A 24,737-nucleotide genomic window follows, 5' to 3' on the forward strand; every position below is an offset into this window, starting at 1 on the left:
TCATTTAAGCTGGCACGACGTGACCCCACCCCAGCAGCCCGCCGCCGACAAGCCCGACCTCCCCGAACAGTTTCGGATCCGTCAGGCCAAGCGCGAGCGGCTGCTCGCCGAGGGTCGCGACCCCTATCCGGTAGAAGTTCCGCGCACCCACACCCTGGCCGAGATCCGCGCCGCCTACCCCGACCTGCCCGTCGACACGGCGACCGGCGACATCGTCGGGGTCGCGGGCCGGGTGGTGTTTGCTCGCAACTCCGGCAAGCTGTGCTTCGCGACGCTGCAGGAAGGCGACGGCACCCAGCTTCAGGCCATGATCAACCTGGCCAAGGTCGGCCAGGAATCCCTCGATCAATGGAAGTCCGACGTCGACCTGGGCGACATCGTCTTCGTCCACGGCGAGGTGATCAGCTCCCGCCGAGGCGAGCTGTCTGTGCTTGCCGATTCCTGGCAAATAATCTCCAAGGCGCTCAGACCGCTGCCCGTCGCGCATAAGGAGATGAGCGAGGAGGCGCGGGTCCGGCAGCGCTACGTCGATCTGATCGTGCGTCCGGAGGCCAGAAGGATCGCCCGGCAGCGGGTCGCGGCCGTCCGCGCGGTGCGTAACGCGCTGGAGCGGCGCGGCTTTCTCGAAGTCGAGACGCCGATGCTGCAGACGCTGCCCGGCGGCGCGGCCGCGCGTCCCTTTGTGACGCATTCCAACGCGCTCGACACCGATCTTTACCTGCGGATCGCGCCGGAACTGTTCCTGAAGCGGTGCTTGGTCGGCGGTTTGGAGAAGGTTTTCGAACTGAATCGGGTGTTTCGTAACGAAGGTGCCGATTCCACGCATTCACCGGAATTCGCGATGCTGGAAACTTATGAGGCCTACGGCACGTATGACGATTCTGCGAAGATGATCCGCCAGATAATTCAGGAAGTCGCTGACGAGGCCGTGGGCACCAGAAACGTGCCATTGCCGGATGGCTCGACCTACGATCTCGACGGTGAATGGGAGTCGATTCAGATGTACCCATCACTGTCTGAGGCTCTCGGTGAAGAAGTGACACCGGATACCCCGGTTCAACGATTGCTTGAGTTCGCTGACCGGCTAGGTATCGAGATACCCCGCGACCGCGGCTACGGGCACGGGAAATTGGTCGAAGAACTCTGGGAGCACACCGTCGGCGACAAGCTCTGGGCGCCGACGTTCGTCCGCGATTTCCCGGTGGAAACCACGCCGCTTACCCGTGCTCACCGCAGCATTCCCGGCGTGACCGAGAAATGGGACCTGTATGTGCGCGGTTTCGAACTCGCGACCGGATATTCCGAACTGGCCGATCCGGTGATTCAGCGGGAAAGGTTCGAAGCACAAGCGCGTGCAGCGGCCGCAGGCGACGACGAGGCAATGCTGCTCGACGAAGATTTTCTCGCCGCGCTCGAGTATGGGATGCCCCCGTCCACCGGCACTGGAATGGGCATCGATCGGATGTTGATGGCTCTCACCGGCCTCTCAATTCGGGAGACGGTTTTGTTCCCCATTGTTCGCCGCCAGAGCAACTAACCGGCTCTTCTCACATTCTTGTTGAATGGCCTGCGCCCTTATGGCACATTGGGTGCCAGGTTTTTCTACAGGTAACTGGGCGCTATGTGCCAGTCGGAAGGGTCAGTGAGCTAAATGGCTAAGAAAGTAACCGTCACCTTGGTCGATGATTTCGACGGTGAAGGTGCCGCCGACGAAACGGTCGAATTCGGACTCGATGGAGTCAGCTACGAGATAGACCTTTCCGCCAAGAATGCCGCCAAGCTGCGCGCCGATATGAAGCAGTGGGTCGACGCAGGACGACGCGTTGGCGGCCGCAGGCGCGGTCGGTCGGCCGGCTCCGGTCGTGGCCGTGCGGCGATCGACCGTGAGCAGAGCGCAGCGATCCGGGAATGGGCCCGCCGCAATGGGCACAACGTGTCGACTCGCGGCAGAATCCCCGCCGATGTCATCGACGCGTTCCACGCCGCTACATAGTCGGCGAATTCTGGCAACGCGAGCTGCGATTGCCAAAACGTCAGCTCGGTGTTTTTCTCCCGATCGAGCTTTCGCTAGTGGCGAACCGTCAGCAGCCACAGCTGGGAAACGAATTGCTCGGCCTGGGCGTTGGTCACTAACAAGCCCGGGTACACGGCATATGCCCGTGGTTCGAGCATTCGGATCACTTCTTGGCGAAGGACCGCCAAGCAGGGCACCCGGGACGGCCGACCATTAGAGTGGACGGCAGGTACGGCGTGCGGTCGCCGCGCTTCGTGCCGACCTATTTATGGAGAGCAGGTAACCACCGATGTTTGAGAGATTTACCGACCGCGCCCGCAGGGTCGTCGTCCTGGCTCAAGAAGAAGCCCGGATGCTCAACCACAACTACATCGGCACCGAGCACATCCTCCTGGGACTTATTCACGAGGGCGAAGGCGTAGCAGCCAAGTCGCTGGAGTCGCTGGGCATCTCGCTGGAAGGCGTGCGCAGCCAGGTCGAGGAGATCATCGGCCAGGGCCAGCAGGCGCCGTCCGGCCACATCCCCTTCACTCCGCGCGCCAAGAAGGTTCTCGAGCTGAGCCTTCGCGAGGCGCTGCAGCTGGGCCACAACTACATCGGCACTGAGCACATCCTGCTCGGCCTCATCCGTGAGGGCGAAGGGGTGGCCGCACAGGTGCTGGTGAAGTTGGGCGCCGAGCTGACCCGGGTGCGTCAGCAGGTCATCCAGCTGCTGAGTGGCTACCAGGGCAAGGAGACCGCGGAAGCCGGTACCGGCGGCCGCGGCGGCGAAGCAGGCAACCCGTCGACGTCGCTCGTGCTGGACCAGTTCGGTCGCAACCTGACCGCGGCGGCGATGGAGGGCAAGCTCGATCCCGTCATCGGCCGCGAGAAGGAGATCGAGCGGGTGATGCAGGTGCTGAGCCGGCGCACAAAGAACAACCCGGTGCTGATCGGCGAGCCCGGCGTCGGCAAGACCGCCGTTGTCGAAGGCTTGGCGCAGGCCATCGTGCACGGCGAGGTGCCGGAGACGCTGAAGGACAAGCAGCTCTACACGCTTGACCTCGGCTCACTGGTGGCAGGCAGCCGCTACCGCGGTGACTTCGAAGAGCGTCTGAAGAAGGTGCTCAAGGAGATCAACACCCGCGGCGACATCATCCTGTTCATCGACGAGCTGCACACGCTGGTCGGTGCGGGTGCCGCCGAGGGCGCCATCGACGCGGCTTCGATCCTGAAGCCGAAGCTGGCCCGCGGCGAGCTGCAGACCATCGGCGCCACCACGCTCGACGAGTACCGCAAGTACATCGAGAAGGACGCCGCACTGGAGCGCCGCTTCCAGCCGGTGCAGGTGGGTGAGCCGACCGTCGAGCACACCATCGAGATCCTGAAGGGTCTGCGCGACCGCTACGAGGCGCACCACCGCGTCTCGATCACCGACAGCGCGATGGTGGCCGCGGCGACGCTGGCCGACCGCTACATCAACGACCGGTTCCTGCCGGACAAGGCGATCGACCTGATCGACGAGGCCGGCGCCCGGATGCGGATCCGGCGGATGACCGCGCCGCCAGACCTGCGCGAGTTCGACGAGAAGATCGCCGACGCGCGCCGGGAGAAGGAGTCCGCGATCGACGCGCAGGACTTCGAGAAGGCCGCGGCGCTGCGTGACCGCGAGAAGCAACTCGTCGCACAGCGCACCGAGCGTGAAAAGCAGTGGCGCTCAGGTGATCTCGACGTCGTCGCAGAGGTCGACGACGAGCAGATCGCCGAGGTGCTCGGCAACTGGACCGGTATCCCCGTGTTCAAGCTGACCGAGGCCGAGACCACGCGTCTGCTGCGCATGGAAGAGGAGCTGCACAAGCGGATCATCGGCCAGGAAGACGCCGTCAAGGCCGTCTCCAAGGCGATCCGTCGTACCCGTGCCGGGCTGAAGGACCCCAAGCGTCCCTCGGGCTCGTTCATCTTCGCCGGCCCGTCCGGTGTCGGTAAGACCGAGCTGTCCAAGGCGCTGGCCAACTTCCTGTTCGGCGACGACGACGCGCTCATCCAGATCGACATGGGCGAGTTCCACGACCGCTTCACCGCCTCGCGGCTGTTCGGTGCCCCTCCGGGCTACGTCGGCTACGAGGAGGGCGGCCAGCTCACCGAGAAGGTGCGGCGCAAGCCGTTCAGCGTGGTGCTGTTCGACGAGATCGAGAAGGCGCACCAGGAGATCTACAACAGCCTGTTGCAGGTCCTCGAGGACGGCCGCCTGACCGACGGCCAGGGTCGCACCGTCGACTTCAAGAACACCGTGCTGATCTTCACGTCCAACCTGGGCACCGCCGACATCTCGAAGGCTGTCGGCCTCGGCTTCAGCCAGGGCGGCGGGGAGAACAACTACGAGCGGATGAAGCAGAAGGTCAACGACGAGCTCAAGAAGCACTTCCGCCCGGAGTTCTTGAACCGCATCGACGACATCATCGTCTTCCACCAGCTGACTCGCGACGAGATCATCCGGATGGTGGACCTGATGGTCGGCCGTGTCGAGAACCAGCTGAAGAGCAAGGACATGGCTCTGCAGTTGACCGACAAGGCCAAGGCCCTGCTCGCCAAGCGCGGGTTCGACCCGGTGCTGGGTGCGCGGCCGCTGCGTCGCACCATCCAGCGCGAGATCGAGGACCAGCTGTCGGAGAAGATCCTCTTCGAGGAGATCGGACCCGGCCAGCTCGTCACGGTCGACGTCGAGAACTGGGACGGCGAAGGCTCCGGCGAGGACGCGGTGTTCACGTTCACCGGGACCAAGAAGCCGGCCAAGCCGGTCGAGGAAGCCGATCTGGCCAATGCCGGTGCCGCAGGCACCGCCAGTGCCGCGACGGCCACCCCGGAGTAACGGCCCTAGAGCGAAGGCCCCCGAAACGATGTTTCGGGGGCTTTTGCTATGCGGGGGTCCTCGCGGCGGTGCCGGTTGTCTAGGATGAGCGATGTAATCCGGCGGGCGGAGGAATCTGGTGCAACTCCAGAACGGTCGCGCCACTGTGAGAGTCAGACCCGATGGCCGCCGTCGACCCTTGGACTGGGACGCGAAATCCCGGAAAGGAATCTCTCGATGACTTCTCCTGAGGCCACTTCTGCTAAGGCCCGCAAGAGCGCCGCTCCCGCAGTCGACATCTCCGCCGTCAAGGCCGCGGTGTGGTTGTCGGCGACCGCCTTCCTGGCGCTGCTGGTGCTCTACTTCGTCGGCCTCGACCAGGGGGCGACGTCGGTGTTCGGCAGCAACACCTACGTGCACGAGTTCATGCACGACGCACGCCATCTGCTCGGCTTCCCCTGCCACTGATCGCGGGCTGAGAAGTGGAAAAGCAAATAATCGGGCGCGGGCTTCTCGCCGGCGCCGTCGCCGGCGTCGCAGCGTTCGTCTTCGCCCGCACATTCGTCGAACCGGTGATCGACAAGGCCATCGGCTACGAGGAAGCCAGCGCGGGCGGCCACGACCATGGCGTCGAACTGTTCAGCCGTGGCGTGCAGGCCAACATCGGCATGGGGTTCGGCGTGCTGGGCTTCTCGGTCGCGATGGGCGCGTTGTTCGCCGTGGTGTACTGCGTGGCCTACGGCCGCGTCGGCACCATCTCGCCGCGCCTGTTGGCCCTGCTGGTGGCGGGTGGAATGTTCCTGTCGCTGTATGTCATTCCGTTCCTGAAGTACCCGCCGAGCCCGCCCGCGGTCAGCCTCGACGAGACGATCCGGCAGCGCACCCTGCTGTATCTGCTACTGGTGGTGCTCTCGGCCGTGTTGCTCGCCGCCGCGGTATGGCTTGGCCGCACGCTGGCGGAGCGGTACGGGGCATGGAGCGCGACGCTGATGGCGGCCGCCGGCTATGTCGTGGCCGTCGCGGTGCTGATGCTGGCGCTGCCGACCATCGACGAGACACCCGCCGACTTCCCCGCCGATGTCCTCTACGAGTTCCGGTTGTACTCGCTGGGCACGCAGGTCGTGATGTGGGCGATCATCGCCGTGGTGTTCGGGTCGACGGTGCAGCGGCTGCTCGGCGAGGCCTCGGCGCGGGAGTCCTACATACCGGCATGAATTCGTGAGGCGAGCGGAGCCGAACAGTGAGCGAAGTCGTCCGGCTGACACTTGTGTCGCACGCCATGACCGACGCGATGTCGGCCGGACGATTCCCCACCGACGAGCCGCTCAACGCGGTGGGCCACCGCCAGGCCGACGCCTCGATTGATCTCGGCGTCACCGACGAGGTGTTCTGCGGCCCGGAGAAGCGCACCAGGCAGACCGCCGAACTCTTTGGCCTGCAAGCCGATATCGATCAGCGGCTGGCCGATCTGGACTGCGGCCGGTGGCGCGGCGGCGTGCTGGGCGGGGTGCGGCCTGCCGAGCTCGCGGTCTGGTTGACCGACCCGACGCTGGCGCCGCACGGCGGCGAGTCCGTCGTCGAGTTGATCGACCGGGTCGCCGGCTGGATGGAGACGCTGACCGGCCGCCGCAGCAGGCTGGTTGCCATCACCCATCCCGCCGTCATCCGCGCCGCGATCCTTGTGGCGCTCGACGCGCCCGCGAAGTCGTTCTGGCGCATCGACATTGCGCCGGTCAGCCGGACGGTGATGCACTTCCGCGGGCACGCATGGACGCTGCGCTCAACGGCGTAGCGGTGCTGCGCTGGGGATCAGCGCGAAGGTCTGGTGCGCGATCGACAGCAGCCATCCTGCCGCGGTCTGGCTGCGGAACTTCGGCCAGTTCAACTGGAAGCTGACCACCCAAGGCTGCCCGGTGTGGTCGACGGCGTACCAGCTGAAAGTCAGGTCCCCAGGCAGGTTTCCGCCCTTGGCGCCGATGTAGGGCCACTGGTCGCGGTCCAGGTCGATACCCGGGATGGCCGACAGGATCTGCTTGACCGGGGCGGCCGCACCGACCGCCGACCTCTGCAGCGCGGCGTGCACCCGGCAGATGTCTTCCGCCGAGCCGTACCATTCGGCGCCGAAGTCCGATGCGGGCGTGTGCGTGCGCTGCGGATCCGGTTCGTACGGACGGGAATTCGTCTGCTTCAACAGCCGCGCCCGATCCTCGCGCGATGCGTTCTTCCACTGCTCGCGCAGGTCCGGCTTGCCCCAGCCGACCGAGAACAGTTCGTGCGTGGTGGGAAACGGCGTCATGCTGGCCGGATCGTGGTGTCCGGCCTCGGCCAGCGCGCGCTCGACGGCGCCGGGACCCAGCCGCTTGATCAGCAGATCGGTGGCCATGTTGTCGCTGGCCGAGATCATCTGCTGCGCGGCGTTACGCACCGATACCGTCGCTCCGTCGGGAACGTCCTCCAGGCCCGCCGCGCCGACCGCCTTGCCCTCCTTGGTGACGGTCAGCTGATCGTCCCACGAGACGGTGCCCGCCTTGACCGCATCCGAAACGGCAAGCAGCACATACAGTTTGAAGATCGACGCCAACGGAAGCGACAGGTCGGTGTTGGTGCCTGCCACCAACTCGCAGTTGCCGTCATTGACCTTGGACACCTGATAGGAGTACTTGGCGCCGGTCTTGGAGATCTCGGCGTCGATGTCCTTGAACGACTTGATGACGGGCTCGTCCAACGACAACTCGAACCGGTCGACCAGCCCGGCGTCGTTGGTGCGAAGCTCGATCGTCTGGGCGACGGCGTAGGACGTCAGCACGTGCAGGGTGGCGTGCCCGGCGCCGATCTCGACCCCCGTCAGCGTGAACGGACGATCCCACCAGATCTTGTCCATCGTGACGCCGACGTCTTCCATCTTCTCCGGCACGGCCAGGGTGCGGATACCGTTCGGACCGATGGGCCAGTCCGAGTTCAGCATGTCCATGACCTGCTTGGCCCGCAGACCCTGCGGCGTGTTGGTGTCGATGTGAACGGCCTGCGCGGCCTCGGCGGGTCCCGCCGGTCCGGCGTCTGCGCAGCCGCAAGCCAGGGCAATGACCAATGTCATGACGACCCCCATCGAGGCCGCCCACTGTCGAGCCCTGCCTGCGTCAGGCCTTGGCGTCAGTCCCCGCAACGTCCAGCACAACCTCGAATTCCAGCAGCGTCGCGCCGGTGGCGACGGGATTGGCGCGCTGGCCGGCGTGCGCCTCGATGGCCGGGCCGGTCGCCCAAGCCTGGAACGCCTCCTCGGACTCCCATTGCGTCACCACGAAGTAGCGATTTTCACCCTTCACCGGCCGGAGCAGCTGAAAGCCGAGGAATCCGGGCTGGTTGTCCACGGCATGGGCACGGTGCGCGAACCGCTTCTCCAGTTCCGGTCCGGCGTCCGGCGGAACCTCGATTGCGTTGATCTTCACCACGGGCATGCGGCCAAGGCTACCGGCTGCGCAAAGACACGCAGATCCACCTATGGTTTCCAGTTATGACAGGGGGCGAACAGCAACCAAGCGCCACGGCGGACGCGAAGGACGGCGACGAGCGGCGCGGTGTCGGCCGCCTGGACGCCTTCTTCGAACTGTCGGCGCGCGGATCGACCTGGGCCGCCGAGATCCGCGGCGGGCTGGTCACCTTCATCGCGATGGCCTACATCATCGTGCTGAACCCGATCATCCTGTCCGGCTCCGCCGACGTGTCGGGCAACCGGCTGGACTTCGCGCAGGTGTCGGCGGTGACATCGCTTGCCGCGGGGCTCATGACGATCGTCTTCGGCGTCATCGCACGGCTGCCGTTCGCGTTCGCCGCGGGCCTCGGCATCAACTCGTTCCTCGCGACGACGGTGGTCGGGTCGCTCACCTGGCCCGAGGCCATGGGTTTGGTCGTCATCGACGGCTTGATCATCGTGGTGCTGGCCGCCACCGGATTGCGCCGTCTTGTGTTCGACGCGGTCCCGATGGAGCTCAAACTTGCGATCACCGCAGGCATCGGGCTGTTCATCCTGTTCATCGGTCTGGTCGATGCCGGGTTCATCGGCTCGACCGGCGTCGCGTCGCCGCCCGTCGGGTTGGGATCGGGCGGAACCGGGTCGATCGCCGCCGTGCCGACCGTCATCTTCGTGATCACACTGCTTGCCACCGGCATCCTCGTCGTGCGCAAGGTGCGCGGCGGCATCCTGATCGGCCTCGTCGCGGGCACCGTGCTCGCGATGATCGTCGAGGCGATATGGCATCTCGGGTCGGCCACCGAGACGCCGGGCGGCTGGAGCCTTTCGGTGCCGACGCTGGCCGGCTCGCCGTTCTCGCTGCCCGACCTTTCGCTGGTCGGTGCGTTCAGCTTCGACAGCTTCGGCCGCATCGGCGTGCTGGCCGCCGTCATGCTCGTCTTCACCCTGGTGTTCGCGAACTTCTTCGACGCGATGGGCACTTTCACCGGACTGTCGCGGGAAGCAGGCCTGTCCGACGAGCAGGGCAACTTCCCGCGGCTGCGCTCGGCGTTGATCGTGGAGGGCGCGGGCGCCGCGGTCGGCGGTTCGGCGTCGGCGTCGTCGAACACGGTGTTCATCGAATCGGCGGCCGGCATCGAGGAGGGCGCCCGCACCGGCGCGGCGAACCTGGTGACCGGCGTGCTGTTTCTGGCCGCGATGTTCGTCACCCCGCTGGCGTCGGTGGTGCCGACCGAAGTGGCCGCCGCCGCCCTGGTGATCGTCGGCGTGATGATGGTCTCGCAGCTGCGCCACATCGACCTGTCCGAGTTCTCGGTGGGCCTGCCGGTCGTGCTGACCGTCGCGACGATGCCGCTGAGCTACTCGATCGCCAACGGCATCGGCGTCGGCTTCATCTCCTGGGTGGTGGTGCGTTCGGCGACGGGCAAGTGGCGCGAGGTCAGTCCGTTGTTGTGGATCGTCGCTGCGGGCTTCCTCGTCTACTTCGCGCGCGGTTGGGTCGAATCGCTGATCGGGATGTGACGGTGAGCGGTGCTCTGCTGACGCCACGCGGTGGTGCAGGCACGCCAATCGTGTTGCTGCACGGGCTGATGGGCCGCGGCAGCACCTGGTCGCGGCAGCTGCCGTGGCTGGTGCGGCACGGCGAGGTGTACACCTACGACGCGCTGTGGCACCGCGGCCGCGACGTCGCCGATCCGCATCCGATATGCACCGAGCGGTTCGTCGCCGATCTCGGCGAGGCGGTGGAGACGCTGGGGCGGCCCGCGACGCTGATCGGCCATTCGATGGGCGCGCTGCACGCGTGGTGCCTTGCGGCATCGCAACCCGAATTGGTCGGCGCGCTGGTGATCGGGGACATGGCGCCGGACTTCCGCGGCCGCACGACCGGACCGTGGGAGCCGTGGCTGCATGCGCTGCCGGTCGAATTCACTTCAGAGAAACAGGTTTACGACGAATTCGGGCCCGTGGCCGGGCGCTACTTCCTCAAGGCGTTCGACCGCACCGAGACGGGATGGCGACTGCACGGGCACACCGAGATCTGGATCGAGATCGCCGCCGAATGGGGCACCCGCGACTACTGGTCGCAGTGGCACGAGGTACGCGTGCCCGCAATGCTCATCGAAGCCGAAAACACCGTCACGCCGCAGGGTCAGATGCTCAAGATGCACGAAACCGGCTACCGGAGCGCCCATTTGAAGGTGCCCGGAGCCGGCCATCTCGTGCACGACGAAGCTCCGCAGATGTATCGAGACGCTGTCGAGACGTTCCTAACGACGTTCGCCCCGAGCGCCTGAATCGGGCCAGAACGGCTGCTTCTCGAAGCGGGTCCGGATCGCGTCGACGTCGTGGGCGACCCGGAAGCCGTCGCGGTCGTCCTCGAACAATCTGCCGACCATCGGAGCGGACCACCGGAACTGGTCGAACCGGACGCGCAGCGAGTCAGAACGGTGCGCCGCCCAGCTGAGCGATGCGGCCACCGCGAACGGAGCCACCAGGATCAGGAAAGTCAGTGCAGTAGTCATGGCAGTAATCATTCGCGGGGAAAGATACCGCCAACAGTGGCAGGAGCGACATCATACGATAAGATACTGCCATGCCAATTGAGAAAGTGTCAGCGCTGGTGCTCGACCGCTTGGCCGTCTTCGAGTTCGGGGTGATCTGCGAGGTCTTCGGAATCGACCGCTCCGCCGACGGCGTGCCCAACTTCGATTTCAAGGTCTGCGGCCCGGAACCCGGCATGCCGCTGCGCACCTCCGTCGGTGCCACCCTGATCCCCGACCACGGCCTCGACGATCTCGTGGGCGCCGACCTCGTCGCGATCCCGGCCATCGGCGGATCGGACTACCTGCCTGAGGCGCTGAAGGCGGTACGGGCCGCCGCCGAAGCCGGAGCGATCATCCTGACCGTCTGCTCCGGCGCGTTCGTCGCGGGGGAGGCGGGCCTGCTGGACGGGCGCCCCTGCACGACGCACTGGATGCACGCCGACGAGTTGGCGCGGCGCTTCCCGACGGCGCGGGTGGACCGCAACGTGTTGTTCGTCGACGACGGCAACCTGATCACCAGCGCGGGCACCGCCGCGGGCATCGACGCCTGCCTGCACCTGGTGCGTCGTGAACTCGGCAGCGAGATCACCAACAAGATCGCGCGCAGGATGGTGGTCCCGCCGCAGCGCGACGGCGGCCAGCGCCAGTACATCGACCAGCCGATCCCGGTCCGGTGTTCGGAAGGCTTTGCGCCGCACCTGGATTGGATCCTGGCGAACCTGGACAAGCCGCACACGGTGGCCAGCCTCGCGCGGCGGGCCAGCATGTCGGCGCGCACGTTCGCGCGGCGTTTCGTCGAGGAGACCGGCACGACGCCCATGCAGTGGGTCACCGATCAACGAGTGCTCTACGCGCGCCGCCTGTTGGAGGAGACCGATCTCGACATCGACCGGATCGCCGAGCGCTCGGGCTTCGGCACCGCGACGCTGCTGCGGCACCACTTCCGCCGGATCATCGGGGTGACGCCGTCGGACTACCGGCGCAGCTTCGCCTGCAGCATGGATCCGGGCTGCGCCAAGACCGCCTGACTTTCCTTCCGCGAGCAGACGCTCGTGCCCGCAAAACCCCAGGACAACCCGGACTTTAGCGTCTGCTCGCGGGATTAGGCGCCGTCCCCTTCGCCGGCCAGGGCGAAGCGGCCGTCGGCGGTCTGCTCGACCAACCCGTCGACGAGCAGCGAATCCAGCGCCCGGTCTCGCTGCGCCGTGTCGATCAGCCAGGCGACGTCGAGCTGAGCGCGCGTGACCGGAGAGTCGCTGGCGCGCAACACATCCAGCAGCCGGCCGCGCACCTGGCGATCGGTGCCCGCATATTTCTGAACCCGCCGCGCGGGCGTCGTCGCAGCCGGATATCCGGCCGCGCGCCAGGCGCACACGCTCAGCGGGCAGGTTCCGCAGCGGGGCGCCCGTGCGGTGCACACGGTGGCACCCAATTCCATCAGCGCGACCGAAAACCGCGGCGCGTCACCGTTGTTCGGCAACAGGGCGGCGACGTCTTCGAGATCGCGCGGCGACGGCGATGCGGCGGCGTCGGCCCTGCCGTGCACAGCCCTTGCCACCACGCGCCGGACGTTGGTGTCCACCACCGGCACCCGCTGCCGATAGGCGAAGCACGCGATCGCGCGCGCGGTGTATGCGCCGACGCCGGGCAGCGTCAGCAGGGTCTCGACGTCGGAGGGCACCACGTCGCCGTGCTCGGTCGCGATCACGACGGCGCACTCGTGTAACCGCTTGGCGCGCCGCGGGTAGCCGAGCTTGCCCCACGCGCGCAGCACGTCGGCGGCGCTGGCCGCGGCGGTGGCGGACGGGGTGGGCCAGCGTGCCACCCAGTCCAGCCACACGGGCTCTACCCGCGCTACGGGCGTCTGCTGCAGCATGAACTCGCTGACCAGCACCTGCCACGGCGTGACGCCAGGGCGCCGCCACGGCAGGTCGCGTTGTGATCGGTCATACCAGTCGAGCAGTTCGCTGCTGTTGATCGACAAGCTGGCAGTCATCCTGTTCGGCGTCGCTCCGTCAGGCACAATGGCGGCCATGCCCAACACCAATCCCGTGACCGCTTGGAAGGCACTCAAGGAGGGTAACGAGCGCTTCGTCGCGGGTAAGCCTCTGCATCCCAGCCAGAGCATCCAACACCGCTCCGCGCTGGCCGAGGGCCAGAAGCCGACCGCGGTGCTGTTCGGCTGCGCCGACAGCAGGGTGGCCGCCGAGATCATCTTCGACCAGGGCCTCGGCGACATGTTCGTGGTGCGCACGGCGGGCCACGTCATCGACAGCGCGGTGCTCGGGTCGATCGAGTACGCCGTCGAGGTGCTCAACGTCCCGCTGATCGTGGTGTTGGGCCACGACAGCTGCGGTGCGGTCACCGCAGCGCTCTCTGCGCTCGACGGCGGGGCTGTGCCCACCGGCTACGTCCGCGACGTCGTCGAACGGGTCACGCCGTCGATCCTGCTCGGCCGCCGCGACGGGCTGCACCGGGTCGACGAGTTCGAGGCAAGGCACGTCTCGGAGACGGTCGCCCAGTTGCGCGCCCGCTCGACCGCGGTCGCCGAACGCCTCGACGCGGGCGCGGTCGCGATCGCCGGTGTCACCTATCGGCTGGCCGACGGCAGGGCCGAACTGCGCGACCATCTGGGCGACATCGGCGAAGCCTGAGTCCGACACGCCGAGTCACCTCGGCCGATTGTGCCTGACCTGGCTTTACCGTGATGCTGTGCTGGATCTAGAGCCGCAAGGCCCATTGCCCCCGCAGATCTACTGGCGGCGTAGGGCGCTTGCGTTGGGCATCGCGGTGCTCGTCATCGGGGTCATCGCCGCAACCGTGGTGATGGTCGTCATGAAGTCGTCCGGCGCCGAGACGAAGAACGCCGAGGAAGCCCCCGCACCCACCCCTGCCGCGACGCCGACCCCGCTGCCCGGCGAGAACCCCGAGGTCAAGACGCCCATCATGCCGCCGGCCGCCAACGCCCCCGCGCCGACGCCGACGCCGACCGCCGCCGTCACACCGCCGCCGGTGCTGCAGGAGGGCGACGACTGCCCCGACTCCACGCTGGCCGTCAAGGGCATCACCAGCCAGCCCGACTACGTGGTCGGCGACCAGCCGAAGTTCACCATGGTCGTCACCAACATCGGCCTGGTGGCCTGCAAGCGCGACGTGGGCGCCGCCGTCCTCGCGGCCTACGTCTACAGCCTGGACAACACCCGGTTGTGGTCCAACCTGGACTGCGCGCCGTCCAACGAGACACTGGTCAAGACGTTCAACCCCGGCGAGCAGGTGACCACCGAGGTGACCTGGACCGGTATGGGCTCGGCGCCGGGATGCCCGCTGCCGCGCCAGCCGATCGGGCCCGGCACCTACAACCTGATGGTGCAGCTGGGCAATCTGCGCTCCGCGCCGGTGCCGTTCATCCTGTCCGAGCCCGCACAGCAGGGCGAGAACCCCGCGCCCCCCGAGGGCACACCGCACGTGACGGATTCGCCCGCGACGCCGGGCTGAGCGGTAAGCGGTTAAGCCAGCCGGTCGGCGATCGTCGACTCCGCCAGCGCCGACAATCCCTCGCGGATGTGGCGCGCCCACATCGAGCCGATGCCCTCCACCGACTGCAGATCGCTCGCGCTGGCCGCCAGCAGCCCCTGCAGCGAGCCGAACGAGCGCACCAGCAGATCGACGTGGGCGAACTGCAGACGCGGGATGCCGGCCATGGCGCGGTAGCCGCGTGAACTCATCGCCGAGTCCTGCGCCTCCGCGGTGGACGGATAGCCGAAAACCCTTGCCAGCGTTGTGAAGTCGAGCAGCTCGTTGTCCGAGAGGCTGTCCAGCTCCTCTAGTGTGGCGCGCACCTGCGCCGTCGACGGCGGGTCGGGGTTGGCGTGATAGTCGCGCACGATCAGCTCGCGCGCGGTGTCGTTGTCGCCGACCAACTCCTCGAGTTGAAGCTTGAGCTGACGGCCGTCGGTGCCGAGTTCGACGACGTCGGAATCGATTTCGAGGCTGATTCGGCGCACCATCTCCAGGCGTTGCACCACCGTCATCACGTCGCGCAGGGTGACGAAGTCCTCGATCTCGGCGGTCGACAGCTGCCTGCTCACCTCGTCCAGCCGGGACTTGTACCGCTCCAGCGTGGCGATGGTCTGGTTGGCCCGCGACAGGATGGTCGCCGAGTCGGGCACCACGTGCCGCTCGCCGGCCACATACACCGTCACGATGCTCATCGAATGGCTAACGGAGATAACGGGATAGCCGGTCTGGATCGCGGTGCGCTCGGCCGAGCGGTGCCGGGTGCCTGACTCGTCGGTCGGTATCGACGGGTCGGGCACCAGCTGCACGTTGGCGCGCAGGATTCGGGTGCCGTCGCTGGACAGCACCACGGCGCCGTCCATCTTGGACAGCTCCCGCAGCCGCGTCGGCGCGTAGCGGATGTCGAGCACGAAGCCGCCGTCGCAGATGGCCTCGACGCTGTCGTCGTAGCCGAGCACGATCAGCGCGCCCGTGCGGCCGCGCAGGATGCGTTCCAGGCCGTCGCGCAGCGCGGTGCCCGGTGCCAGCCTGCCGATGGTCTCGCGCAGCGTCGGGCGGGCCAGCTGCACCACGTTGCGACGGCTGGACTTCACCGCCATGGCCCCTCCTCGAAGCGGCCCCGCTTACCCGCTGTTGTTGCTGACATCCCGCAGCACCCTCATCGCCGCGGTGATGTTGTCGGCCGCTATCGCCCGTAAGCCTATCGGCACGGTTTGGACGCCGGGCGGAACTATCGCGCATGTGAATCCGAGCCGGGCCGCCTCGGCAAGGCGCCGCTCCATGCCGCTGACCCGTCGAAGGTCGCCGGCCAGGCCCACTTCACCGATCGCGACGACCGTCGTCGGCAGGGGTAGATCGACGTAGGCCGACGCGATGGCCAGCGCGACGGCCAGATCCGACGACGGGTCGGTCAACCGCATCCCGCCGACGGTGGACAGATAGATGTCGCACGGGCCGACCCGCAGATGGGCCCGCTTCTCCAGCACCGCGGCGATCATCGCCGCGCGGGACGAGTCGATGCCGCTGACCGCCCGCCGCGGCGTGCCCGTCGGCGCCGCGATAAGCGCCTGCACTTCACCGATGAGCGGACGCTTGCCGTCGAGTGTCACGGTGACAGCGGTGCCGGAAACCGGTGCGGGACGCTGATCCAGAAATAGCCCGGACGGGTCGGCGACGCATTCGATTCCGTTGTCGTGCAACATGAAACAGCCGACCTCGTCGGCGGCGCCGAACCGGTTCTTGACGCCGCGCACCATCCGCAGCGACGACGTCTTGTCGCCTTCGAAATGCAGCACGACGTCGACGAGGTGTTCCAGCGAGCGCGGCCCGGCGATGGCGCCGTCCTTGGTCACATGGCCGACCAGGATGATGGCCACGCCGGTGGTCTTCGCCGTCATCGTCAACGCCGTCGTCACCGCGCGCACCTGGGTGACACCGCCCGTGACGCCGTCGGCCTCCGTCGTCGACATGGTCTGCACCGAGTCGACCACCACAAGCGTCGGCCGCACCTCGTCGATGTGGCCCAGCGCGGTCTGCAGATCCGACTCCGCCGCCAAGAAGACGTCGTCGTGAGCGCAGCCGGTGCGCTCGGCGCGCATCCGGATCTGGCCCGCAGACTCCTCGCCGGACAGGTACAGCGCACGTCGGCCCGACTCCGCCCACCGACTGGCCACCTCGAGCAGCAGCGTCGACTTGCCCACCCCCGGATCGCCGGCGAGCAGGGTCACCGAGCCCGGCACGATGCCCCCGCCGAGCACGCGGTCGAGTTCACTGACGCCGGTGGGGAAGTGCTTGGTGGTGCTGGGATCGATCGAACTGAGCGGCACGGCCGGGGTCGTCGGAGCGACGGTTCTGCGGGCCGCGACGCCGTTGACGGTGGCCAGCACGGCGACTTCGTCAACGGTGCCCCAGGTGCCGCAATCCGGGCAGCGGCCAACCCATTTCGCGGTGACGTGATGGCACTCCGAGCAGCGGTATTGCGAGCGTGCCTTGGCCACGCAGTGACGGTATCTGCCGCTACCGACAGATCCGGTCAGATCCGTTAGTGATGGCCGCCCGTGTCGCCGCCGGATCCGCCACTGGAGCCGCGCTCGCGCCCCTCGCTCGCCGAAATCGGCACGGCGACGGTGACCTCGCCGGCCTTCTCGAACGTGAACGTGAAGTTGTACGTCAGGCCGTTGGTGACCGGCTTGCTCAGGTCGACGGTCGCCTTGGCGGCGGTGGCCCGTTCGGCCTGCTCGAGCGCGGAGATTGTGCTCTCCTCGCGGCTGACCTCAAGTACGTCCATGGGCTGCAGCGTGAGATCACCGGTCAGCCTGACGGTTCCGACGTCGGACGTGACCCGCACCAGCTTGTCCGCCACGTCGGGCGAATCGTTGGTCGCGACGAACACCAGAGGTACCTCGGTGCCCGGCTCCAGGAAGTCGCTGTCCTGGTCGGCCCTCATGTGCACATTGCGCAGCGCGACGGTGTCGCTGACGTTGGCCGCGGCCCCGTTGACCGCCGCCTGTTGGGTCGCGGTCTGGGAGATCTGCCCGGCCCCGCAACCGGCCAAGGCCGTCGCGGCGGCCACACCGCACGCGGCGACGGCCGCGGTGATGAGGGACCTACGCGGTTTGAAGCGTTTCACCTTCACATGCCTCCTGCTCGGCCGGTGCGCCAATGGCGTTTCCGGTGCCGGGGACCTCTTCGACTATGCACAGTAGTAGGTGGCGGTTTGCGGCGGTAGCCGAGGTGTCCGACCACACTTGCCGGGTTTGCCGCACACCGTCGCAAGGCACGTGAAAGGGGTCGGACAGGGGTCGCTGAGACGGCGTCGCCTTGCACGGATTCGCCGCGGTGTCAAGCCCCTCTCTCCACCTGCGGTGCCCCTGACCTGCACCGTTGTGCAACACGTGTCCGAGCTCCGTGTTAGGATGGGTTTATCGAAAGGGGCTCGAATCAGATGATTTTCAAGGTCGGAGACACCGTTGTCTATCCACACCACGGTGCTGCGTTGATCGAGGCGATCGAAACCCGGACCATCAAAGGCGAGCAAAAAGAGTATCTCGTCTTGAAGGTCGCCCAGGGAGACCTCACAGTCCGAGTCCCGGCGGAAAATGCCGAGTATGTCGGCGTGCGCGACGTGGTCGGACAGGAGGGCCTCGACAAGGTGTTCCAGGTGCTGCGCGCCCCCCATACCGAGGAGCCGACCAACTGGTCGCGCCGTTACAAGGCTAACCTCGAGAAGCTGGCTTCCGGCGACGTGAACAAGGTGGCCGAGGTCGTTCGCGACCTGTGGCGCCGCGATCAGGAGCGCGGCCTGTCCGCGGGCGAGAAGCGCATGCTGGCGAAGGCCCGGCAGATCCTGGTCGGCGAGCTGGCGCTCGCGGAGAACACTGACGACGCGAAGGCCGAGACCATTCTCGACGAGGTTCTGGCCGCCGCTTCCTGACGGATGAGCACGGTCGCCGTTGTACCGGCCGCAGGGTCCGGCGAACGGTTAGCCGCAGGCGCGCCGAAAGCCTTCGTCAATTTGGGCGGTCGTCCGATGCTGGAGCATGCCCTCGACGGGCTGCGCAACTCCGGTGTCGTCGACTCCATCGTCGTCGCCGTCCCGCCCAACCGCACCGATCAGGCCAAGCTGGTGTTCGGCGGTGACGCCGTCATCGTCGCGGGCGGAGCCGACCGCGCCGAGTCGGTCCGGTTGGCGCTGGCGGCTGTCGACGACGCCGAGTTCGTGCTCGTGCACGACGCCGCCAGGGCGCTCACACCGCCGTCATTGATCGCGCGGGTGGTGGCCGCGCTTCGATCGGGGCACGACGCGGTGATACCCGGGCTGCCCGTCAGCGACACCATCAAGGCCGTCGACGCCAACGGCGTCGTGCTCGGCACCCCGGAACGGGCCGGCCTGCGGGCGGTGCAGACGCCGCAGGGCTTCCGCACCGACCTGCTGCGCCGCGCCTACGAGCGGGCCGCGGCGGGCGGGTTCACCGACGACGCCTCGGTGGTGGAGATGACGGGTGCGCCGGTGCAAGTCGTCGACGGCGACCCGCTGGCCTTCAAGATCACCACGCCGAACGATCTGCTGCTGGCCGAGACCCTGCTGGAGCGCGGCGCGTGAGCACACCGAGGGTCGGCCTCGGCACCGATGTGCACCCGATCGAGGCGGGCAGGCCGTGCTGGCTGCTGGGGCTGAGGTTCGAAGGCGTCGACGGCTGCGCCGGTCACTCCGACGGCGACGTCGCCGCCCACGCGCTGTGCGACGCCCTGCTCAGTGCTGCGGGGCTGGGCGACATCGGCGAGGTGTTCGGCACCGACGACCCGCGCTGGGCGGGGGTGAGCGGCGCGGACATGCTCGGCCACGTGCACGGCCTGCTCCGCGCGGAGGGCTTCCGCGTGGGCAATGCCGCCGTCCAGGTGATCGGTAACAGGCCCAAGGTGGGGCCGCGGCGGGCCGAGGCGCAGCGGCTGCTCTCGTCGCTGCTGGGGGCCCCTGTGTCGGTTTCGGCCACCACCACCGACGGGCTCGGATTGACCGGCCGCGGCGAGGGATTGGCCGCCATCGCGACCGCTTTGCTCGTGGTCGCGGAATAGGCCGGTAAGCTGGCCCGTCGTGACATTGCGGCTATACGACACGATGACCGGCGAAGTCCGTGACTTCGTACCGGTGCGTGCTGGCCACGTGTCGATCTACCTGTGCGGGGCCACCGTGCAGGGCCTGCCGCACATCGGCCACGTCCGCAGCGGGGTGGCGTTCGACGTGCTGCGCCGCTGGCTGATGGCCAAGGGCTACGACGTCACGTTCATCCGCAACGTGACCGACATCGACGACAAGATCTTGAACAAGGCGGCCGACGCGGGCCGGCCGTGGTGGGAGTGGGCCGCCACCTACGAGCGTGAGTTTTCGGCCGCCTACGACGCGCTGGGGGTGCTTCCGCCGTCGGCGGAGCCGCGCGCCACCGGCCACATCACCCAGATGGTCGAACTGATCGAGCGGCTGATCGAGCGTGGGCACGCCTACACGGGCGAGGGCGACGTGTACTTCGACGTGAAAAGCCTGCTGCCCGAACCCGGTTACGGCAAGCTCTCCGGCCACAAGATCGACGACGTCCACCAGGGTGAGGGCGTCGCGAAGGGAAAGCGCGACCAGCGCGACTTCACGCTGTGGAAGGGCGCCAAGCCCGGCGAACCGTCCTGGCCGACACCGTGGGGCCGGGGACGGCCCGGCTGGCACACGGAATGCGTGGCGATGTGCGAGACCTACCTCGGTCCCGAGTTCGACATCCACGCAGGCGGAATGGATCTGATCTTCCCGCACCACGAGAACGAGATCGCGCAGGCCGAGGGTGCAGGCGACCGGTTCGCCCGGTACTGGCTGCACAACGGCTGGGTCACCATGGGCGGCGAGAAGATGAGCAAGTCGCTGGGCAACGTGCTGGCGATTCCTGCTGTGCTGCAACGGGTTCGGCCCGCCGAGCTGCGCTACTACCTGGGCAGCGCGCACTACCGGTCGATGCTGGAGTTCTCCGAGACGGCGCTGCAGGACGCCGCGAAGGCCTACAGCGGGATCGAAGACTTCCTGCATAGGGTGCGCAACCGCGTCGGCGCCGTCGCAATCGGCAAGTGGACCGAGACGTTCGCCAACGCCCTCGACGACGACCTGTCCGTGCCGATGGCGCTGGCCGAGGTGCACGCCGCCCGCGCCGAAGGCAACCGCGCGCTGGAGGCAGGCGACCACGAGACCGCGATGGCGCGGGCCTCCTCGATCCGGGCCATGATGGGCATCCTCGGCTGCGACCCGCTCGACGACCGGTGGGACTCGCGCGATGAGGCACGGGCCGCGCTCGCCGCGGTCGAGGTGCTGGTGCAGGCCGAGCTTCAACGCAGGGAAGAGGCCCGCCTGCGCAAGGACTGGGCGGAGGCCGACGCCATTCGCGACCGCCTGAAGAAGGCGGGCATCGAGGTCACCGACACCGCCGACGGGCCGCAGTGGACGCTGCTGGACGGGTATTCCAAGTAATGGCCGGCAACTCTCGACGCCGGGGCGCGGTGCGCAAACCCGGCACCAAGAAGGGGCCGAAGGTCGGCTCGGGCGGAGTCCGTCGGCGCGGGCTCGAGGGCCGCGGCGCCACGCCGCCCGCGCACATGCGGCCCAACCATCCGGCCGCCAAGCGCGCGGCCAAGGCGCAGCAGCGCCGCCAGCAGCAGCGGCGCACCGACGACAACGAGATCGTGCTCGGCCGCAACCCGGTGCTGGAGTGCCTGCGCGCCGGCGTGCCCGCGACCGCCCTGTACGTCGTGTTGGGGGCCGAAGCAGACGAGCGGCTGACCGAATCCGTGCGCCGCGCCGCCGACGCGGGAATCTCGATCCTCGAGGTGCCGCGCAGCGATCTGGACCGGATCAGCGCCAACGGCTTGCACCAGGGCATCGCGCTGCAGGTGCCGCCGTACGAGCACGCCCACCCCGACGACCTGCTGGCGGCCGCGACGACCGACGTCAGGCCCGCGCTGCTGGTGGCGCTGGACAACATCTCAGATCCGCGCAACCTCGGCGCGATCGTGCGGTCGGTGGCCGGGTTCGGCGGCCACGGCGTGCTGATCCCGCAGCGCCGGTCGGCGTCGGTCACCGCGGTGGCGTGGCGGACCAGCGCGGGCGCGGCGGCCCGGCTGCCGGTGGCGCGGGCCACGAATCTGAATCGGACACTGAAGAATTGGCGCGACGCCGGTCTGCAGGTGGTCGGTCTCGACGCCAACAGCGACTTCACCATCGACCAGCTCGACGGCACCGATCCGACGGTGGTGGTCGTCGGTTCGGAGGGCAAGGGCCTGTCGCGGCTGGTTCGGGAGAACTGCGACGCGATCGTGTCCATCCCGATGGCGGGCCCGACGGAGTCGCTGAACGCCTCGGTGGCCGCCGGTGTGGTGCTCGCCGAAATCGCCCGCCAGCGCAGGGGTTAGCGGCCGAACAGCGCCAGCCCCAGCCACAGCCCTAGCACGCCCGCGAGCAGCGTCAGCGGCGTCGTCACCAGGCCGACCCGGCTGAACTCGCGGAACCCCGCCGGAATGTCCTGGCGAACCACGCTGCGCCACAACAGGTTTGCCAGCGAGCCCACGTAGGTGAGGTTTGGTCCGACGTTGACCCCGATCAGCATCGCCATCACGGCGGGCGGCCCGGACGTCGCCAGCAGCGGCAGCAGCACCAGCACGGCGGGCAGATTGTTGACGACATTGCTCAGCACCGCGGCCACCGCGGCGATGCCGAGCAGGGCGAGAAGCGTTGTGCCGTCCGGCAACAGGGCACGCATGACGGAATCGAGGCCGTGCAGCATCACTCCGTCGACGACCACTCCGAGACATAGCACGAAGATCAGGAACGGCACGTCGGCAGCCGCGGCGATGTCCGCGATCGACGTGTCCCGCCGCGCCAGCGCCCGCACACCGAGAACGACGGCGCCGGCCAGCGCGGCCCACGCCGGCGACAAGCCGAGCGCGGACACCACGGCGAACCCGGCCAACGTCAGCGCCAGCACCGCGAGCACGAACACCGGCACTCTCGTCGTATCCGCGGACGGCTCCGGATGCGGCCTGGCGGCCAGCTCGCGCCTGAAAAGCCAGCGCAGCAGCAGGAATTCGACCGCGACGGCGGCCAACCAGGCCGGCGCCATGACCGCGGTGAAATGCAGAAACGACAGTCCAACGGCGGTGAACGCCAGCAGATTGGTCAGGTTTGACACCGGCAGCAGCAGCGACGCGGTGTTGGCCAGGTGCGCGGTCGCATAGGCGTGCGGCCGGGCCGGTACCCACAGTGCGCGCGCGGTGGCCAGCACCACGGGGGTCAGAAGCACGACCGTCGCGTCCAGGCTCAGCACCGCGGTCGTCACCGCGCCGATGACGAAGACCTTCGCCAACAGCTGTCGAGTGTCCCCGTTGGCCGACTTCGCCATGGCCGCACCTGCCGCACGGAACAAACCCTCGTCGTCGCACAGTTGCGCCAGCACCAGCACCGCGGCGAGGAACCCCACCACGGGCAGCAAGCGCTGCACGTCGTCGACGGCGGCGTGCAACGGCACCACATCGGAGGCCACCAGCAGGACGGCCGCCGGTATCGCGGCGACGGCCTCGGGCCAGCCCCGCGGCTTGATCATCGCAAATGCCAGCACGACGACAAGCGCCGCCAGCGCGAGGATCAGTTCCACGGGTCGGCACGCTGCCACAGCGTCGGCAGATGCAGCGCCACACCGTCCTCGGCGGCCAGCGCGCCGAGTACCCGCATCGAGACATCGAGATCGTCTGCGGCATAAGGCAGAGCACGCAGCGGCTTGCTCAGCGGCCGGAAGAAGTCGTCCCAGTGGGTGAGCACGACGCGGCGCGCGCCGACGGTGCGCACCGTCTCGGTCCAGTAGTCGACGAGGTAGCGCTGCGGCTGCACGCCGAGCTGCCCGACACCCAGATACACCACCTCGGCGCGGTGCCCGGCCAGCGCGCCGGCCACGAAGCCTGCGCTGCCGACGATCAGCAGCCGCCGATCCGACGGGCGGTGGCGCACCAGCGTCGACCACGCCTCGCCGCACTTGTAGGCCGACGCCTTCACCGGCGGCGTCACGGGCGCGGTGATCGCGCCGGGGAACCGGTCCGGCGGGCAGTGTCCTGTCTCGATGAGCGTGACGTCGTAGGCGCCGAGCGTGACGGATTCGCCTGTGGCCGCGACGGTCACGCGGTCCTGGAGCAGTCCGCCGCCGATGCCGACGTGCGCGGCCGAGCGGCCGCCGACGATCCTGGCGCCGGTACGCTGCGCGACGACGGCCGAGTCCATCGCATGGTCGTAGTGGGTGTGCACGGGCAGCACCGCTTCCACTTGATCCGTGCGGTGCACGCCCAGCCGGGCCAGGCCGTCGTCGATGCGTTCCGCCGATGGCGCGATGCGGCCCAGTCCGACGGCGGCCAGGGGTGGCCGCGAGAAGAAGCCGTCGGTCATCAGCGCAGAGACGCCGTCGTCGACGAGCATCGTGGTGACGCCCGCCCAGGTCACCGTCAGCGGCGCATCATCGACCGCCGAGGGCACGTCGAAGCGGGCGGCGTAGTTAGCGAGGTCGGGCCGCCCCGGCTTGAGGCGCATCAGGCGAACGGCGCCAGCAGAACGCCCTCCGTGAGCAGGCGCTCACGAACGGCGGTGGCGATCTGTACGGCGTCCCGCGAATCACCATGTACGCAAATCGATTCCACCGTGATCGGGATGGTCGACCCGTCGACGGCGACGACGCGTCCGGACTGCACCATCATCGCCACCCGCTCGGCGATCTCGTCGGGGTCGTGCAGCACGGCGTTGCGTTCCCGACGGGACACCAGCTGGCCGTCGGGCCGGTACGAGCGGTCCGCGAACGCCTCGGGCACCGTGCGCAGCCCGAGCCGCTCCGCCTCAGTGAAGAACACCGATCCGGACAGGCCGAGCACCGCAAGGCCGGGGTCGACGGCGTGCACGGCCTCGGCGACGGCGCGGGCCTGGTCGCGGTTGTTGACCACCGCGTTGTACAGCGCGCCATGCGGTTTGACATAGACGACGGATGAGCCCGCGGCGTGCGCAAGCGACTGCAGCGCGCCGATCTGGTAGATGACGTCGGCGGTCAACTCCGCCGGTGTGACGTCGATGAAGCGTCGGCCGAAGCCGGCCAGGTCGCGGTATCCGACCTGCGCGCCGATCCGCACGCCCTGCTTGACGGCCTGCTCGCAGCTGTGCCGCAGGGTGACCGGGTCACCGGCGTGGAAACCACACGCGACGTTCGCGCTGGTGACCAGGGTGAGCATCGCGTCGTCGTCACCCATCTGCCAAGCCCCGAAGCTTTCACCCAGGTCGGCGTTGAGATCGACGGACACCATACCGCCAGCCTA

At 68.0% G+C, this 24,737-nt stretch carries 26 protein-coding genes; 16 read left to right on the forward strand and 10 right to left on the reverse strand.

Annotated elements, in window-relative coordinates; genetic code table 11:
- Positions 1-19 precede the first annotated feature (19 nt).
- The 6 genes from lysS (at position 20) to CQY20_RS00360 (ending at position 6,633) form a co-directional block, all read left to right on the forward strand.
- Positions 20-1,537 carry a lysine--tRNA ligase gene (gene lysS / locus CQY20_RS00335; RefSeq protein ID WP_097937653.1) on the forward strand — a complete coding sequence of 506 codons (1,518 nt, stop codon included), beginning with the start codon at positions 20-22 and terminating at the stop codon, positions 1,535-1,537.
- Positions 1,538-1,651: 114 nt separating this feature from the next.
- Complete coding sequence (gene lsr2 / locus CQY20_RS00340) at positions 1,652-1,993, forward strand: histone-like nucleoid-structuring protein Lsr2 (RefSeq protein ID WP_097937654.1); 342 nt, start codon at positions 1,652-1,654, stop codon at positions 1,991-1,993.
- A gap of 310 nt (positions 1,994-2,303) precedes the next feature.
- The gene (clpC1, locus tag CQY20_RS00345; protein WP_097937655.1) at positions 2,304-4,862 is read left to right on the forward strand and encodes an ATP-dependent protease ATP-binding subunit ClpC; all 2,559 of its coding nucleotides are present in this window, start codon (positions 2,304-2,306) and stop codon (positions 4,860-4,862) included.
- 216 nt (positions 4,863-5,078) lie between these two features.
- Positions 5,079-5,309 carry a CbtB domain-containing protein gene (locus CQY20_RS00350; protein ID WP_097937656.1) on the forward strand — a complete coding sequence of 77 codons (231 nt, stop codon included), beginning with the start codon at positions 5,079-5,081 and terminating at the stop codon, positions 5,307-5,309.
- Between the two features lie 14 nt (positions 5,310-5,323).
- Positions 5,324-6,055, forward strand: coding sequence for a CbtA family protein (locus CQY20_RS00355; RefSeq protein ID WP_097937657.1), 732 nt, complete (start codon positions 5,324-5,326; stop codon positions 6,053-6,055).
- Positions 6,056-6,081: 26 nt separating this feature from the next.
- Positions 6,082-6,633, forward strand: a complete 552-nt coding sequence (locus CQY20_RS00360) for a histidine phosphatase family protein (RefSeq protein ID WP_097937658.1) — start codon at positions 6,082-6,084, stop codon at positions 6,631-6,633.
- Here the strand turns inward: CQY20_RS00360 and CQY20_RS00365 are convergent.
- Together CQY20_RS00365 and mhuD are read right to left on the reverse strand one after the other, a co-directional pair.
- The gene (locus tag CQY20_RS00365) at positions 6,622-8,016 is read right to left on the reverse strand and encodes a serine hydrolase (RefSeq protein ID WP_371871070.1); all 1,395 of its coding nucleotides are present in this window, start codon (positions 8,014-8,016) and stop codon (positions 6,622-6,624) included. The genes CQY20_RS00360 and CQY20_RS00365 overlap by 12 nt on opposite strands.
- Complete coding sequence (gene mhuD, locus CQY20_RS00370) at positions 7,979-8,296, reverse strand: mycobilin-forming heme oxygenase MhuD (RefSeq protein ID WP_097937659.1); 318 nt, start codon at positions 8,294-8,296, stop codon at positions 7,979-7,981. The genes CQY20_RS00365 and mhuD overlap by 38 nt, the downstream gene beginning before the upstream one ends.
- Positions 8,297-8,352: 56 nt before the next feature.
- Between mhuD and CQY20_RS00375 the strand changes: the two genes are divergently transcribed.
- Positions 8,353-9,831, forward strand: coding sequence for an NCS2 family permease (locus CQY20_RS00375; protein WP_097937660.1), 1,479 nt, complete (start codon positions 8,353-8,355; stop codon positions 9,829-9,831).
- A gap of 2 nt (positions 9,832-9,833) precedes the next feature.
- The gene (locus tag CQY20_RS00380; RefSeq protein WP_097937787.1) at positions 9,834-10,604 is read left to right on the forward strand and encodes an alpha/beta fold hydrolase; all 771 of its coding nucleotides are present in this window, start codon (positions 9,834-9,836) and stop codon (positions 10,602-10,604) included.
- Here the strand turns inward: CQY20_RS00380 and CQY20_RS00385 are convergent.
- Positions 10,578-10,832, reverse strand: coding sequence for a hypothetical protein (locus CQY20_RS00385; RefSeq protein WP_097937661.1), 255 nt, complete (start codon positions 10,830-10,832; stop codon positions 10,578-10,580). The genes CQY20_RS00380 and CQY20_RS00385 overlap by 27 nt on opposite strands.
- Positions 10,833-10,903: 71 nt before the next feature.
- Between CQY20_RS00385 and CQY20_RS00390 the strand changes: the two genes are divergently transcribed.
- Entirely contained in the window at positions 10,904-11,881 is a 978-nt protein-coding gene (locus CQY20_RS00390) for a helix-turn-helix domain-containing protein (RefSeq protein ID WP_097937662.1), read from the forward strand.
- A gap of 74 nt (positions 11,882-11,955) precedes the next feature.
- Here the strand turns inward: CQY20_RS00390 and CQY20_RS00395 are convergent, their stop codons facing one another.
- A complete protein-coding gene (locus tag CQY20_RS00395; RefSeq protein ID WP_272938787.1) occupies positions 11,956-12,849 on the reverse strand; it encodes an iron-sulfur binding domain-containing protein in 894 nt (297 codons plus the stop codon).
- Positions 12,850-12,886: 37 nt separating this feature from the next.
- Here CQY20_RS00395 and CQY20_RS00400 point away from each other — a divergent pair, with 37 nt between their 5' ends.
- On the forward strand, positions 12,887-13,507 hold the full coding sequence (locus CQY20_RS00400; RefSeq protein WP_097937788.1) for a carbonic anhydrase: 621 nt from the start codon (positions 12,887-12,889) through the stop codon (positions 13,505-13,507).
- Between the two features lie 58 nt (positions 13,508-13,565).
- Positions 13,566-14,348: a hypothetical protein gene (locus CQY20_RS00405; RefSeq protein WP_163701248.1), complete on the forward strand. Its 783-nt coding sequence runs from the start codon at positions 13,566-13,568 to the stop codon at positions 14,346-14,348.
- An 11-nt stretch (positions 14,349-14,359) separates the two neighbouring features.
- Here CQY20_RS00405 and disA read toward each other — a convergent pair whose 3' ends face one another.
- Genes disA through CQY20_RS00420 form a run of 3 tightly spaced genes read right to left on the reverse strand, consistent with a single transcriptional unit; the run spans position 14,360 to position 17,499 of the window.
- Positions 14,360-15,469 (reverse strand): DNA integrity scanning diadenylate cyclase DisA, encoded by a 1,110-nt coding sequence (disA, locus tag CQY20_RS00410; RefSeq protein ID WP_097937664.1) that lies wholly within the window; start codon positions 15,467-15,469, stop codon positions 14,360-14,362.
- 24 nt (positions 15,470-15,493) lie between these two features.
- The gene (gene radA, locus CQY20_RS00415; protein ID WP_097937665.1) at positions 15,494-16,867 is read right to left on the reverse strand and encodes a DNA repair protein RadA; all 1,374 of its coding nucleotides are present in this window, start codon (positions 16,865-16,867) and stop codon (positions 15,494-15,496) included.
- Positions 16,868-16,911: 44 nt separating this feature from the next.
- On the reverse strand, positions 16,912-17,499 hold the full coding sequence (locus CQY20_RS00420) for a copper chaperone PCu(A)C domain-containing protein (protein WP_097937790.1): 588 nt from the start codon (positions 17,497-17,499) through the stop codon (positions 16,912-16,914).
- Between the two features lie 315 nt (positions 17,500-17,814).
- On the opposite strand from CQY20_RS00420, the gene carD reads away from it, so the two are divergent.
- The 5 genes from carD to rlmB are packed head-to-tail and all read left to right on the forward strand — an operon-like array spanning position 17,815 to position 21,809.
- The gene (gene carD, locus CQY20_RS00425) at positions 17,815-18,303 is read left to right on the forward strand and encodes an RNA polymerase-binding transcription factor CarD (protein ID WP_003921720.1); all 489 of its coding nucleotides are present in this window, start codon (positions 17,815-17,817) and stop codon (positions 18,301-18,303) included.
- A gap of 3 nt (positions 18,304-18,306) precedes the next feature.
- Positions 18,307-18,972, forward strand: coding sequence for a 2-C-methyl-D-erythritol 4-phosphate cytidylyltransferase (gene ispD, locus CQY20_RS00430; RefSeq protein ID WP_097937666.1), 666 nt, complete (start codon positions 18,307-18,309; stop codon positions 18,970-18,972).
- Positions 18,969-19,445 (forward strand): 2-C-methyl-D-erythritol 2,4-cyclodiphosphate synthase, encoded by a 477-nt coding sequence (gene ispF, locus CQY20_RS00435; RefSeq protein WP_097937667.1) that lies wholly within the window; start codon positions 18,969-18,971, stop codon positions 19,443-19,445. Before ispD ends, ispF begins: the two co-directional genes overlap by 4 nt.
- Positions 19,446-19,464: 19 nt before the next feature.
- Positions 19,465-20,871, forward strand: coding sequence for a cysteine--tRNA ligase (cysS, locus tag CQY20_RS00440; protein ID WP_371871069.1), 1,407 nt, complete (start codon positions 19,465-19,467; stop codon positions 20,869-20,871).
- A complete protein-coding gene (gene rlmB, locus CQY20_RS00445) occupies positions 20,871-21,809 on the forward strand; it encodes a 23S rRNA (guanosine(2251)-2'-O)-methyltransferase RlmB (RefSeq protein WP_097937668.1) in 939 nt (312 codons plus the stop codon). The genes cysS and rlmB overlap by 1 nt, the downstream gene beginning before the upstream one ends.
- Here rlmB and CQY20_RS00450 read toward each other — a convergent pair.
- From CQY20_RS00450 to CQY20_RS00460, 3 genes are read right to left on the reverse strand one after another with little or no spacing between them, the layout of a single operon-like run.
- On the reverse strand, positions 21,806-23,047 hold the full coding sequence (locus tag CQY20_RS00450; protein WP_097937669.1) for an SLC13 family permease: 1,242 nt from the start codon (positions 23,045-23,047) through the stop codon (positions 21,806-21,808). The genes rlmB and CQY20_RS00450 overlap by 4 nt on opposite strands.
- Positions 23,038-23,967, reverse strand: a complete 930-nt coding sequence (locus tag CQY20_RS00455; protein WP_097937670.1) for an MBL fold metallo-hydrolase — start codon at positions 23,965-23,967, stop codon at positions 23,038-23,040. Before CQY20_RS00455 ends, CQY20_RS00450 begins: the two co-directional genes overlap by 10 nt.
- Positions 23,967-24,725, reverse strand: a complete 759-nt coding sequence (locus CQY20_RS00460; RefSeq protein ID WP_097937671.1) for a LamB/YcsF family protein — start codon at positions 24,723-24,725, stop codon at positions 23,967-23,969. The genes CQY20_RS00455 and CQY20_RS00460 overlap by 1 nt, the downstream gene beginning before the upstream one ends.
- Positions 24,726-24,737: the final 12 nt, after the last annotated feature.

The sequence above is a fragment of the Mycolicibacterium agri genome, from assembly GCF_002553505.1.
GTDB classification, from domain to species: domain Bacteria; phylum Actinomycetota; class Actinomycetes; order Mycobacteriales; family Mycobacteriaceae; genus Mycobacterium; species Mycobacterium agri.